General features: G+C 59.2%; 12 protein-coding genes. 11 read left to right on the top strand and 1 reads right to left on the bottom strand.

Features of this window, described 5'->3' with window-relative positions; genetic code table 11:
* Window positions 1–12 precede the first annotated feature (12 nt).
* From BWR59_RS09480 to BWR59_RS09445, 8 genes are all read left to right on the top strand, one after another.
* A complete protein-coding gene (locus BWR59_RS09480; RefSeq protein WP_062384381.1) occupies window positions 13–750 on the top strand; it encodes a response regulator transcription factor in 738 nt (245 codons plus the stop codon).
* A gap of 6 nt (window positions 751–756) precedes the next feature.
* On the top strand, window positions 757–2,217 hold the full coding sequence (locus BWR59_RS09475) for an ATP-binding protein (RefSeq protein ID WP_081565383.1): 1,461 nt from the start codon (window positions 757–759) through the stop codon (window positions 2,215–2,217).
* A 274-nt stretch (window positions 2,218–2,491) separates the two neighbouring features.
* Window positions 2,492–3,778, top strand: a complete 1,287-nt coding sequence (locus BWR59_RS09470; RefSeq protein WP_081565382.1) for an ABC transporter substrate-binding protein — start codon at window positions 2,492–2,494, stop codon at window positions 3,776–3,778.
* 128 nt (window positions 3,779–3,906) lie between these two features.
* Window positions 3,907–4,815 (top strand): sugar ABC transporter permease, encoded by a 909-nt coding sequence (locus BWR59_RS09465; RefSeq protein WP_081565381.1) that lies wholly within the window; start codon window positions 3,907–3,909, stop codon window positions 4,813–4,815.
* The gene (locus BWR59_RS09460) at window positions 4,808–5,653 is read left to right on the top strand and encodes a carbohydrate ABC transporter permease (RefSeq protein WP_081565380.1); all 846 of its coding nucleotides are present in this window, start codon (window positions 4,808–4,810) and stop codon (window positions 5,651–5,653) included. The genes BWR59_RS09465 and BWR59_RS09460 overlap by 8 nt, the downstream gene beginning before the upstream one ends.
* A 2-nt stretch (window positions 5,654–5,655) precedes the next feature.
* The gene (gene ugpC, locus BWR59_RS09455) at window positions 5,656–6,816 is read left to right on the top strand and encodes a sn-glycerol-3-phosphate ABC transporter ATP-binding protein UgpC (protein WP_081565379.1); all 1,161 of its coding nucleotides are present in this window, start codon (window positions 5,656–5,658) and stop codon (window positions 6,814–6,816) included.
* A 137-nt stretch (window positions 6,817–6,953) separates the two neighbouring features.
* Window positions 6,954–8,309: a carbohydrate porin gene (locus BWR59_RS09450; protein ID WP_081565378.1), complete on the top strand. Its 1,356-nt coding sequence runs from the start codon at window positions 6,954–6,956 to the stop codon at window positions 8,307–8,309.
* A gap of 215 nt (window positions 8,310–8,524) precedes the next feature.
* Window positions 8,525–9,400, top strand: a complete 876-nt coding sequence (locus BWR59_RS09445; protein WP_081565377.1) for a D-hexose-6-phosphate mutarotase — start codon at window positions 8,525–8,527, stop codon at window positions 9,398–9,400.
* A gap of 3 nt (window positions 9,401–9,403) precedes the next feature.
* On the opposite strand, the gene BWR59_RS09440 is transcribed toward BWR59_RS09445, so the two are convergent.
* On the bottom strand, window positions 9,404–10,273 hold the full coding sequence (locus BWR59_RS09440; protein WP_081565376.1) for a MurR/RpiR family transcriptional regulator: 870 nt from the start codon (window positions 10,271–10,273) through the stop codon (window positions 9,404–9,406).
* 231 nt (window positions 10,274–10,504) lie between these two features.
* On the opposite strand from BWR59_RS09440, the gene zwf reads away from it, so the two are divergent.
* From zwf to BWR59_RS09425, 3 genes are read left to right on the top strand one after another with little or no spacing between them, the layout of a single operon-like run.
* Window positions 10,505–11,974 carry a glucose-6-phosphate dehydrogenase gene (gene zwf, locus BWR59_RS09435; protein WP_081565375.1) on the top strand — a complete coding sequence of 490 codons (1,470 nt, stop codon included), beginning with the start codon at window positions 10,505–10,507 and terminating at the stop codon, window positions 11,972–11,974.
* The gene (gene pgl, locus BWR59_RS09430) at window positions 11,961–12,680 is read left to right on the top strand and encodes a 6-phosphogluconolactonase (RefSeq protein ID WP_081565374.1); all 720 of its coding nucleotides are present in this window, start codon (window positions 11,961–11,963) and stop codon (window positions 12,678–12,680) included. Before zwf ends, pgl begins: the two co-directional genes overlap by 14 nt.
* A 17-nt stretch (window positions 12,681–12,697) precedes the next feature.
* Window positions 12,698–13,372 (top strand): bifunctional 4-hydroxy-2-oxoglutarate aldolase/2-dehydro-3-deoxy-phosphogluconate aldolase, encoded by a 675-nt coding sequence (locus BWR59_RS09425; protein WP_081565373.1) that lies wholly within the window; start codon window positions 12,698–12,700, stop codon window positions 13,370–13,372.
* Window positions 13,373–13,415: the final 43 nt, after the last annotated feature.

Below are 13,415 nucleotides of genomic sequence, written 5' to 3'. Positions count from 1 at the left end.
AGGACGACCAACGTGAACGCTGTCAGTAAATCGATTCTGGTGGTCGACGATGACCAGGAGATTCGTGAATTGCTGCAAGCCTACCTGAGCCGCTCCGGCTTCCAGGTGCGCACCGTCGGCGACGGTGCCCAGTTTCGTCAGGCCTTCAACGACGAGCCGAGCGACCTGCTGATTCTCGATGTCATGCTCCCCGACGAAGACGGCTTCAGCCTTTGCCGCTGGGTCAGGCAGCACCCGCGTCAGCCTCATGTTCCGATCATCATGCTCACCGCCAGCTCCGACGAGGCCGACCGCGTCATCGGTCTGGAGCTCGGCGCCGACGACTACATGGCCAAGCCTTTCAGCCCTCGCGAGCTTCAGGCCCGGATCAAGGCACTGCTGCGTCGTGCCCAGTTCGGCCAGGAACGTGCCGGAGGCGAGGTGCTGGTGTTCGATGAATGGCGTCTGGATATGGTCAGCCATCGGCTGTTCCACAACGACGGCGAAGAAGTGATTCTGTCTGGCGCCGATTTCGCGCTGCTCAAACTGTTTCTCGACAACCCGCAGCAGATCCTCGACCGCGACACCATCGGCAACGCCACCCGTGGCCGTGAGCTGATGCCGCTGGAGCGGATCGTCGACATGGCCGTGAGTCGCTTGCGCCAGCGTCTGCGGGACACCGGCAAGGCGCCGCGACTTATCCGTACGGTGCGAGGCAGCGGTTATCTGTTGGCGGCCAACGTGCTGCCGCAAGCCAGCAACGGTTACTGATCGCCGATGTCGACCGAAAAAAAGCGCCGTCTGCCGGTACCGCGCTCGCTGCTGGGGCGCATGCTGCTGTTGACCTTGCTGGCGGTGTTGCTGGCACAGACCTTATCCAGCCTGATCTGGCTGTCTCAACTGCGCGCCACGCAGATGGAAGGCCTGGTCACCAGCGCCCGCAGCCTGGGTTTTTCCATGGCTGCGAGCGTCAGTTACTTCCGATCATTGCCCGTTGCGTTCAGGCCGTTGGTGCTCGATCAGCTGCGCAGCATGGGCGGGACGCGCTTTTTCGTATCGCTCAATGATCGACCGCTGGACATGCAGGTGCTGGAGCCCACGGTGCGCAAGTCAGCGGTGATCAACGTAGTCGGGCAGGTGCTGCGGCAGAACCTTGGGGCCGACCCGGACATCCTGGTTCGCTTCGTGCGTCCCGAGGATCTGCGCATCTTCAACAGCGGCCTGAAGCTCGATGAACTGCCGCGTTCCTGGGCCCATTACGCATTGACGCTGGAGCCGGTGAATCCGCCGGTTCTGGTGACGCAGATCGAGCTGTCACCCGGTGAATGGCTGTACATCGCTTCGCTGTTGCCTGAGCCGTACACCATGCTCGAAGAGGAAGGCCTGCCGTCGCAGCAGGTCTGGTTCATCGGCCTGACGAGCATCTTCCTGCTGGTGTTCATCGGCCTGCTGGTGCATTGGCAGAGCGGTCCGCTCAAACGCCTGGCCCGGGCTGCGCGGGATCTGTCGCTGGGGGCAGATGTCGAGCCGGTGGTGGAGGGGGGCGGCAGCGAAGTGATCGAAGTGACTCGGGCCTTCAACACCATGCGTGATCGCATCAGCCGTTATCTGACCGAGCGTGGGCAGTTGTTCAGCGCCATTTCCCACGATCTGCGCACGCCGATCACACGCTTGCGTCTGCGCGTCGAGCTGCTGGAAGACGAGGAAATGCAGTTCAAATTCACCCGCGATCTCGACGAGCTCGAGCTGCTGGTCAAGGGGGCGCTGCAATGCGTTAAGGACACCGACATCCACGAGAACATCGAGCCTGTGGATCTCAATCACGCGCTCGACTGCCTGATCGAGCCGTATCTGGGGCCCAATGGCGGCGGCACAGTAACGCTGAAAGGCAAAGCGATGTCGATGTTTTACGGCAAACCGCTGGCACTGCGACGCTGTATGGGCAACCTGATCGATAACGCCATCAAATACGGTGACAAAGCGCACCTGTACATTGAAGACGATGCCGAGGCGTTCGTGCTGCATGTCGAGGATGAGGGGCCTGGCGTGCCTGAACAAAGGCTGGAACAGGTGTTCGAACCGCATTTTCGTCTGGCCGGCAAACAGCAGCAGGGCTACGGCCTGGGCCTGGGGATTGCCCGAAACATTGCCCACAGCCACGGCGGTGAAGTGACGCTGCAGAACCTGCGCGAGGGCGGGCTGCGGGTCACGCTGTATCTGCCGCGCGGTGTGGAATAACCCGGCCTTTCAGCCTTGTGCGCAACGCTTTGGCAGCACGTTGGCAGCACGGCTTGCCGACAGTGGTGTCCTCGATAATCGCTAGCGCCGTCAGCCGGACGGCTACAGCTCGTTTAGCGTTCAGATAACGCGGTCGCAAACGTTTTTCTTCATGTAACCGTCCGGTGACATTCGCGCATCCCTTCGTTACCGTCCGCTCTAGCACGTTGTTTAGAATCCATGCAGCGCAAGCGCCAAGACTTGCTCATGCATAACAACAATAAAGGTTAAATAGATGAATTCGATTACCCGTCTCGCAGCACTCGTTTCTCTCGCCTCGTTGTTCCCTCTGAGCGCCATGGCCGCTGATTCCAAAGGCACTGTCGAAGTCGTCCACTGGTGGACTTCTGGTGGCGAAAAAGCGGCTGTCGATGTGCTCAAGGCTCAAGTTGAAAAAGACGGATTCACCTGGAAAGACGGCGCTGTCGCTGGCGGCGGCGGTGCGACCGCGATGACGGTTCTCAAGAGCCGCGCTGTGGCTGGCAACCCGCCTGGCGTTGCTCAGATCAAAGGTCCCGACATCCAGGAATGGGCCTCTACCGGCCTGCTTGACACCGATGTCCTGAAGGACGTTGCCAAGCAGGAAAAGTGGGACAGCCTGCTGGACAAGAAAGTCTCCGATACCGTGAAGTACGACGGTGATTACGTGGCCGTGCCGGTGAACATTCACCGCGTCAACTGGCTGTGGATCAACCCTGAAGTCTTCAAGAAAGCTGGCATCGAAAAAGCCCCGACCACCCTCGAAGAATTCTACGCCGCGGGCGACAAGCTCAAGAAAGCCGGCTTCATCCCACTGGCCCACGGCGGTCAGCCTTGGCAGGACAGCACCGTCTTCGAAGCCGTCGTGCTTTCGGTGATGGGCGCCGATGGCTACAAAAAAGCTCTGGTCGATCTGGATAACGGCGCGCTGACCGGTCCGGAAATGGTCAAGGCCCTGACCGAGCTGAAGAAAGTCGCGACCTACATGGACGTCGACGGCAAAGGCCAGGACTGGAACCTGGAAGCCGCCAAAGTCATCAACGGCAAGGCCGGCATGCAGATCATGGGCGACTGGGCCAAGTCCGAGTGGACCGCTGCCAAGAAAGTCGCGGGCAAGGACTATGAATGCGTAGCCTTCCCGGGCACCGAGAAGGCCTTCACCTACAACATCGACTCCCTTGCCGTGTTCAAGCAGAAAGACGCGGGCACTGCTGCCGGTCAGCAGGACATCGCCAAAGTCGTGCTGGGTGAAAACTTCCAGAAAGTCTTCAGCATCAACAAGGGCTCGATCCCGGTTCGCAACGACATGTTGAGCGACATGGGCAAGTACGGTTTTGACTCGTGCGCCCAGACCGCCGCCAAGGACTTCCTGGAGGACGCCAAGACCGGTGGCCTGCAGCCAAGCATGGCGCACAACATGGCGACCACGCTGGCTGTTCAAGGCGCGTTCTTCGATGTCGTGACCAACTACATCAACGACCCGCAAGCCGACCCGGCCAGCACTGCGAAGAAACTTGCTGCGGCGATCAAGTCGGCGAAGTAAGCAGGCACCAGGCAGTCGTTTCGCGCAATACGTAAACCCCAGCCGCAGTTCGTGCTGATGAAACCGTCTCATCCGGTTTCACGCACGACTGTGGCCTGGACCTGACCGTTTCAAAGTGGATGCTTCCAATGAGTTCTGTTGCTGTGTTCAGCAAAGCCTCGCCGTTCGATGCACTGCAGCGCTGGCTACCCAAACTGGTGCTGGCGCCAAGCATGTTCATCGTATTGGTGGGCTTCTACGGCTATATCCTGTGGACGTTCGTACTGTCGTTCACCAACTCGACTTTCCTGCCGACCTACAAATTCGTGGGTCTGGCGCAATATGCACGCCTGTTCGACAACGACCGTTGGTGGGTCGCGAGCAAGAATCTGGCGGTGTTCGGTGGCATGTTCATCGGCATCAGCCTGGTGGTCGGCGTAATGCTGGCAGTGTTCCTCGATCAGCGCATTCGTCGTGAAGGCTTCATTCGCACCATTTACCTGTACCCGATGGCGCTCTCGATGATCGTCACCGGTACTGCCTGGAAGTGGCTGCTCAACCCGGGCATGGGCCTGGACAAACTGCTGCGTGACTGGGGCTGGGAAGGCTTCCGTCTGGACTGGCTGATCGATCCTGACCGCGTCGTTTACTGCCTGGTGATCGCCGCTGTGTGGCAAGCCTCGGGCTTCATCATGGCGATGTTCCTCGCCGGCCTGCGTGGCGTGGATCAATCCATCATTCGTGCGGCCCAGATCGATGGCGCAAGCATGCCCAAGATCTACTGGAAAGTGGTGCTGCCAAGCCTGCGTCCGGTGTTCTTCAGCGCGGTGATGATTCTGGCGCACATTGCGATCAAGAGCTTCGACCTGGTCGCTGCCATGACTGCTGGCGGCCCGGGCTACTCATCCGATCTGCCTGCGATGTTCATGTACTCGTTCACCTTCAGCCGTGGCCAGATGGGTATGGGCTCGGCCAGTGCAATTCTGATGCTCGGTGCGATTCTCGCCATCCTCGTGCCTTACCTGTATTCCGAGCTGAGGACCAAGCGCAATGACTAGTCTCGCCGCCAAACCTTCCATCAGCCTGAGCCGGATCGCGATCTATGCCGTGCTCATCGGCGCGGTGCTGATCTACCTGATTCCGCTGGTAGTGATGCTGCTCACCAGCTTCAAATCGCCTGAAGACATTGGCACCGGCAACCTGCTGAGCTGGCCGGCCGAAGTCACCGGCATCGGCTGGGTCAAGGCCTGGGCCACGGTAAAAGGCTACTTCTGGAACTCGATCATGATCACCGTTCCGGCGGTGCTGATCTCCACCGCGATCGGTGCGTTGAACGGCTACGTGCTGTCGATGTGGCGCTTCCGCGGTTCGCAGATGTTCTTCGGCCTGCTGCTGTTCGGTTGCTTCCTGCCGTTCCAGACCGTCCTGCTGCCAGCCTCTTTCACGCTGGGCAAGATGGGCCTGGCCAGTACCACTACGGGGCTGGTGTTCGTTCACGTGGTCTACGGCCTGGCCTTTACTACGCTGTTCTTCCGTAACTACTACGTCAGCATTCCCGATGCGCTGGTCAAAGCCGCGCGCCTGGACGGTGCCGGTTTCTTCACCATTTTCCGGCGGATCATTCTGCCGATGTCGACCCCGATCATCATGGTCTGCCTGATCTGGCAGTTCACTCAGATCTGGAACGACTTCCTGTTCGGTGTGGTGTTCTCCAGCGGTGATTCGCAGCCCATTACGGTGGCGCTGAACAACCTGGTCAACACCAGTACCGGGGTCAAGGAATACAACGTGGATATGGCGGCAGCGATGATCGCGGGTCTTCCGACCCTGCTGGTCTACGTGGTCGCCGGCAAGTATTTCGTGCGCGGGCTGACGGCCGGCGCAGTCAAGGGGTAATCATGGCAACGCTCGAACTTCGCAATGTAAACAAGACTTACGGGGCCGGCCTGCCGGACACCCTGAAGAACATCGAACTGTCGATCAAGGATGGCGAATTCCTGATCCTGGTCGGTCCTTCGGGCTGCGGTAAGTCGACCCTGATGAACTGCATCGCGGGCCTGGAAAACATTACCGGCGGCGCGATCATGATCGGCGATCAGGACGTCAGTGGCATGAGTCCGAAAGATCGTGACATCGCCATGGTGTTCCAGTCGTACGCGCTGTACCCGACCATGAGTGTTCGCGAAAACATCGAATTCGGTCTGAAGATTCGCAAGATGAGCCAGTCGGCCATCGACGAAGAAGTCGCTCGGGTCGCCAAGCTGCTGCAGATCGAGCACCTGCTCAATCGCAAGCCGGGCCAGCTTTCAGGTGGTCAGCAACAGCGTGTGGCCATGGGCCGTGCACTGGCGCGTCGTCCGAAGATCTATCTGTTCGATGAGCCTCTGTCCAACCTCGACGCCAAGCTGCGGGTCGAGATGCGCACCGAAATGAAACTGATGCACCAGCGCCTGAAGACCACCACGGTTTACGTGACCCACGACCAGATCGAAGCGATGACTCTGGGCGACAAAGTGGCGGTCATGAAGGACGGCATCATTCAGCAGTTCGGTACGCCCAAACAGATCTATAACGATCCGGCCAACCTGTTCGTCGCCAGCTTCATCGGTTCGCCGCCGATGAACTTCATTCCGCTGCGCCTGCAACGCAAGGACGGTCGTCTGGTGGCGCTGCTGGACAGCGGTCAGGCGCGCTGCGAATTGCCGATGAGCATGAGCGATGCAGGGCTTGAAGACCGTGAGGTGATTCTGGGCCTTCGCCCTGAACAGATCGTGCTAGCGTCCGGTGAAACTGCAGGAATGCCGACCATTCGCGCCGAGGTGCAAGTCACCGAGCCGACCGGTCCGGACACGCTGGTCTTCGTTACTTTGAACGAGAGCAAGGTTTGCTGCCGCCTGGCGCCGGATGTCGCGCCAGCGGTGGGGGAAACCCTGACCCTGCAGTTCGATCCGAGCAAGGTGTTGCTGTTCGACGCCAAGACCGGTGAACGTCTGGGGGCATTGGGAAAGTCGCAGGCCGCTGAAAGCATGGGGAACGTCACGCGGCTCAACCGCAACTGATCCCGCACGCAGGAGCACTGCGTCGACGAGCACATCTGACGGGTTGATTTCTGCCGTAAAAAAGGCCCGTCAGGCACACGAAGCAAGTGGTTACAACGCTGTTTAAAGCTAATAACAATAAAACGAGGATTTAAGGGATGAAGAAGGTAACAGGCAAATCGCTTAACCAGTTTCAGCTTATCGGTGGGTTGTCGGTTCTCAGTGCGTTGACGTTGTCCGGAACGGCCTCCGCGATGGAGCCTTTCAAAGCCAGCGAACACCTTACCGGCGACTGGGGCGGTCTGCGCCAGGAACTGTACGACAAGGGTTATGACTTCCCCATCGAGTACGTAGGTGAGGCAGGCTCCAACCTCAATGGCGGCTACAACGACGACACGACCGGCCGCTACAGCGACCAGTTCGCGTTCGGCGTGCAGATGGATCTGCAGAAAATCCTCGGTTGGCATGATGCGGAATTCAAGCTGGCGATCACCGAGCGTAGCGGTAACAACATTTCCAACGACCGGATCAGCGATCCGCGCGCCGGCACCCTCAGCTCCTCGCAAGAAGTCTGGGGTCGTGGTCAGACCTGGCGTCTGACGCAGATGTGGGTCAAGCAGAAGTACTTCGACGGCGCCCTGGACATCAAGGTCGGTCGTTTCGGTGAGGGTGAGGACTTCAACAGCTTCCCATGCGACTTCCAGAACCTGTCGTTCTGCGGTTCGCAAGTGGGTAACTACGTGAACACCTGGTACAACTGGCCAGTCAGTCAGTGGGCGTTGCGTGTGAAGTACAACATCACGCCGGAAGTCTTCGCCCAGATCGGTGTCTACGAGCAGAACCCTTCGTACCTGGAAACCGGCAACAGCTTCAAGCTCAGCGGCAGCGGCGCCAAAGGCACCGTGGTTCCGGTGGAACTGGTGTGGTCCCCGAGCGTCAACTCGCTGCCAGGCGAATACCGCGTGGGTTACTACCTCAGCTCGCCAAGTGCCGATGACGTGGCTGAAAACACAGATGGTCAGAACCAGCGCATCTTCGGCGGTGACTTCAAGTCTCACAAGGACAAGCACGGCTGGTGGGTCGTGGCTCAGCAACAGCTGACCAGCCACAACGGTGACGCATCGCGTGGTCTGAGCATCTTCGCCAACGCCACTGTGCATGACAAAGCCACCAACTTCGTCGACAGCTACCAGCAGATCGGTTTCGTCTACAAAGGCCCGTTCGATGCCCGTCCGAAGGATGACATCGGTATCGGTATCGCTCACATCCACGTGAACGACGACATTCGTGACGCTCAGCGTGAACAGAACGCGTTCAACGGTGCGACCGATTACGACGATCCACTGTTCCAGCCGGTTCAGACCAGCGAATACAACTCGGAAATCTACTACGGCTTCCACGTCACCGACTGGCTGACCGTGCGTCCGAACTTGCAGTACGTGAAGAACCCAGGTGGTGTGACCGAAGCTGACAACGCTCTGGTTGCCGGTCTGAAGATTCAGTCCAAGTTCTAAACGCTACACCGTTGTGCGGACCGCTCCTCCGCACATCTCTCTCTGATGTGCTTCACAAACGATCAAGGGTCGTGTGTGCTTTACGGGCAGCCTGGCTGCCCGTTTTTTTTGTGTGGTACTGGCTCCGGTTTCGGGGCGTTTTTTTTGGATCAAAATAGGTTGCAGGCAACACCGACCTCTAGCAGCACGAATCAACTCTCTGACACGAGACAGCAATGGCCATCGGTGACACAGGACCGCTCGAGCATCCTCTGCAACGCTTCTTCACCTGCGCAAGGCCGCAGCCAACCTTCCAGTGGGAGCGTTACCAACTGCGTGATGTGCTGGTCATCAATCACCCGCAATGTCAGGCCGTGTTCAGCCGCCAGGGTGGACAGCTGCTGCACTTTCAACCGACCGGTCAGAAGCCTTGGTTGTGGTGCGCCTCGCAGTGGCCGCAGGTAGGTGCGATCCGCGGTGGCGTCCCCGTTTGCTGGCCTTGGGTGGGGCGTCATCCCGGCGAAGGCGGCTGGCCGGCCAATGGCTGGGGCCGTTTGCTCGACTGGAAGCTGATCGAGAGTCAGGAGCGCGACGAAGGTGTGTCGCTGCACTGGCGCCTGTCGCTGTGGGATTGGCAGGCCGATCTCTACGCCGAACTGGGGCAGGGCATGGACCTGCGCCTGGAAACGCAACATGAGGACAGCGAGCCTTGCCAGTTTGGTCATGCGTTGCATGCTTACTGGCGCATCAGCGATATCGCGGACGTGGCGCTGGAGGGGCTGGATGGCGCTCAGGGCTATGACGGGATCAGTCGCAGTGCCTGTGAGCAAAAGGGCGAGTTACGCGTTCTGGGCAGCTGTCAGAGGGTCTTCGATCATGCCGGTCGGCTGGAATTGCAGGATGCGGCCTGGCAGCGACGTTTGAGCATCGACACGCGAGACAGCCTCAATACCGCCATCTGGCATCCGGGGAGTCGGCCATTGCTGGGCGTGGGCGGCAGCGAAGCGATGGGTTTTCTGCGGGTTGAAGCGGTGTCCGGTGTGGACGATTGCCTGAGTCTTGCGCCAGGGCAGCAGGCCCGGTTGAGCCTGCAGGCGCATTTGGTGCATTGACCGTCAATTCAACTCATCATCCACCGGATAGCGGCTGGCGTTGAGGCTTTCCTTGATCTTGCGCAAGTGCGGCTGGAAATCCACCCCACGGCGCAGGGTCATGCCCGTGGCAAGTACGTCGAGCACCGTCAGTTGAATGATCCGCGACGTCATCGGCATATAGATGTCGGTGTCTTCTGGCAGTGGAATATTCAGGCTGAGCGTGCTGGCTTTGGCCAATGGCGAATCAGCGGCTGTCAATCCCAGTACCGATGCGCCGTTTTCCCGAGCGAGGCGTGCCACTTCCACCAGTTCGCGGGTGCGGCCGGTGTAGGAAATGATCACGAACAACTCGCCGGTATGCGCCACCGACGCCAGCATGCGCTGCATCAGCACGTCGGCATGGGCGGTTACGGCCAGATTGAAGCGGAAGAACTTGTGCTGAGCATCCAGCGCCACCGGTGCCGAGGCGCCGAGGCCGAAAAAGTGAATCTGCCGCGCCTGAATCAATAGATCAACAGCCTTGCTGATCAGATTCGGGTCTAGCACCTGGCAGACGCTGTCCAGCGAGGCGATGGCGCTGGCGAAGATCTTGCGGGTATAGGCCTCGGGATTGTCGTCGGCCTCCACCGCACGGCTGACATAGGCGGCGCCGCTGGCCAGGCTTTGCGCCAGCTGCAGTTTGAGTTCGGGATAGCCGCTGACGTCGAACGAGCGGCAGAAGCGGTTGACCGTCGGCTCGCTGACCTTGGCGGCCTGCGCCAGCGCGGCGATGCTGAAGCGCGTCGCCTGCTGAGGGTTGCTCAGAATGACCTCGGCGACCTTGCGCTCGGCCTTGTTCAGTTCTTCAAGACGGCTCTGGATCTGCTCCAGAAGATTGCGTACGCGGTCCATTCAAAGTCCTTCTTATAAAGCTGCAACAGGCTGATCTGCGGGCCTTTATCAAAAAGGTGCTCATTGGGGCCTTTAGCCTGTAGCAAAGGTGGCCTATCGTACTGAGGGCCTGTGGTGATCACCACTGTAATGTGGTTTCTGAAGAAATGTTGTGGTTATTACTACATTTGGCCTTGAGTAACGCCTTTAAAAAAGGTATTTGTAGCCTAACTTGATAAAAGAACCAACATTATGCTCTCGATTACGGTTGAACCGTGCACATTTGCCTTGTTCGGCGCCCTGGGCGACCTGGCTGTGCGCAAACTGTTTCCTGCGTTGTACCAGCTGGACCGTGCTGGACTGCTGCATGCCGAGACCCGAATCCTTGCCTTGGCCCGTGAGCCCGGTACTCCCCAGGAGCATCTGGCTTATATCGACAAGAGCCTGCGTCGCTTCGTCCCCGAAGCCCAGCTTGAAACTGAACACGTGGAGCGTTTTCAGGCGCGCCTGAGTTACCTGCACGTGGATTTCCTCAAGGGCGACGATTACGTCGCGCTGGCCGAAGAAGTGGGCGACGCGCAAACCATGATCGCCTACTTCGCCACACCGGCTTCGGTGTACGGCGCGATCTGTGAAAACCTGGCGCTGGTCGGTCTGACCGATCGCACCCGTGCCGTGCTGGAAAAACCCATCGGACACGACCTTGCGTCTTCACGTCGTGTGAACGACGCGGTGGCCAAGTTCCTGCCGGAAAACCGCGTTTACCGGATCGACCACTATTTGGGCAAGGACACAGTGCAGAACCTTATCGCACTGCGTTTTGCCAACAGCCTGTTCGAAACCCAATGGAATCAGAACTACATTTCCCACGTCGAGATTACTGTGGCGGAGAAAGTAGGGATCGAGGGCCGTTGGGGCTACTTCGATCAGGCTGGCCAATTGCGCGACATGATTCAGAATCACCTGCTGCAGTTGTTGTGCCTGATTGCGATGGACCCACCCAGCGATCTGTCCGCCGACAGCATCCGCGATGAAAAGGTAAAAGTGCTCAAGGCGCTGGCGCCGTTCACTCCGGAACGCCTGGCGACCCAAGTGGTGCGTGGGCAGTACATCGCCGGTTACAGCGAAGGCAAACCGGTTCCCGGTTATCTGGAAGAGGAGAACTCCAACACCCAGAGCGACACCGAAACGTTCGTTGCCATTCGTGCCGATATCCGTAACTGGCGTTGGGCCGGGGTTCCGTTCTATCTGCGTACCGGCAAGCGCATGCCGCAGAAGCTGTCGCAGATCGTGATCCACTTCAAGGAACCGCCGCACTACATCTTCGCCCCTGAACAGCGGATGCAGATCAGCAACCGCCTGATCATCCGCCTGCAGCCAGATGAAGGTATTTCGCTGCAAGTGATGACCAAGGACCAGGGGCTGGACAAAGGCATGCAATTGCGCAGCAACCCCTTGCAACTGAGCTTCTCCGACGCCTACCGCAGCGCCCGCATCCCGGACGCCTACGAGCGGTTGTTGTTGGAGGTCATGCGTGGCAATCAGAACCTGTTTGTCCGCAAAGATGAGATCGAGTATGCGTGGCAGTGGTGCGACCAGCTGATCGCAGGCTGGAAGAAGGCGGGCGATGCGCCCAAGCCTTACGCAGCGGGCTCCTGGGGCCCTATGAGTTCCATTGCGCTTATTACTCGTGACGGGAGGTCCTGGTATGGCGATATGTGAACTTGAATTTCCGGCTGGTCTGAAAACCTCGGAATTCGATAACCCCGAACTCTTGGCCAATGCGCTGGCGGACCATGTGGCCGAGCGTTTGAGCGCGGCCATCGAAAACAATGCACACGGCGTCGCGACGCTGGTGGTGTCTGGCGGCAAGAGCCCGGTGGCGTTCTTCCAGGTGCTGGCGCAGAAACCGATCCAGTGGTCGAAGGTCGTCATTAGCCTGGCCGATGAACGCTGGGTGCCGACCGAGCACGCCGACAGTAATGCCGGCCTGCTCAAGCGATTCCTGTTTCAAGGCCCGGCGGCCGAGGCGGGTTTTTTCAGCCTGTATCGCCCGACCACGACGCTGGACGAAGCAGCGGCAGCCACGGATGAAGCGTTGAAAGAACTGCCGAAGATTGACGTCCTGGTGCTGGGCATGGGGGATGACGGCCACACTGCGTCGCTGTTCCCTGACAGCCCGAATCTTGCCGAGGCGCTGGATCTGGACAGCGATCGCCGTTGCCTTCCGATGTTGGCACCGAGCATCCCTCATCAGCGTCTGACCATGACGCGTTCCCTGTTGGCGTCGGCAACGACACCGATCCTGTCCGTTTCCGGGCAGGCAAAACTGGAAACCCTGCGCAAGGCGCTGGCAGGCGATGATCTCGCCGAAATGCCGGTCCGTGCGTTCCTTAACCCGTCTTTAGAGATCTACTGGTGCCCATAAGCAAAGGATCAGCCGCCATGGAAAATACCCAAGTGAAACAGCCGTTGAATAGCATGGCGAGCAAGATTGCCCAGATCGACGAACTCTGCAAAAAAGCAAAGATTCTGCCGGTCATCACCATCGCACGCGAACAGGACGTGCTGCCCCTGGCCGACGCGCTGGCGGCAGGCGGCCTGAACGCGCTGGAAATTACCCTGCGCTCCGAATTCGGCCTGAAAGCCATCCGCATCCTGCGTGATGCGCGTCCTGAACTGTGTGTCGGTGCTGGCACCATTCTGGACCGCAACATGCTCAAGGCGGCGGAAGAAGCCGGCTCGCAATTCATCGTCACCCCAGGCAGCACTCAGGATCTGCTGGAAGCTGGCGCGCAGAGCGAACTGCCGCTGCTGCCAGGTATCAGCAGTGCCTCGGAGATCATGATCGGTTATGCACTGGGCTACCGCCGGTTCAAGCTGTTCCCGGCCGAGATCAGCGGCGGCGTCGGCGCGATCAAGGCGCTGGGCGGTCCATTCCCGGAAGTGCGTTTCTGCCCTACTGGCGGCGTCAGCGCGGCCAATCTGAAAAGTTATATGGCCCTGCCGAACGTGATGTGCGTCGGCGGTACCTGGATGATCGACAACGCCTGGGTCAAGAATGGTGACTGGGGTCGAATCACTGAAGCGACTGCCGAAGCGATCGCGCTGTTCGACTGAAGCTGTTTGATTGAATGAAGCTGTTTGATTAAAAGAATTGCTT

The sequence above is a fragment of the Pseudomonas sp. Bc-h genome (assembly GCF_002080045.1).
In the GTDB taxonomy this organism is placed as follows: domain Bacteria; phylum Pseudomonadota; class Gammaproteobacteria; order Pseudomonadales; family Pseudomonadaceae; genus Aquipseudomonas.
This window is presented reverse-complemented; position numbering and strand designations above follow the sequence as displayed.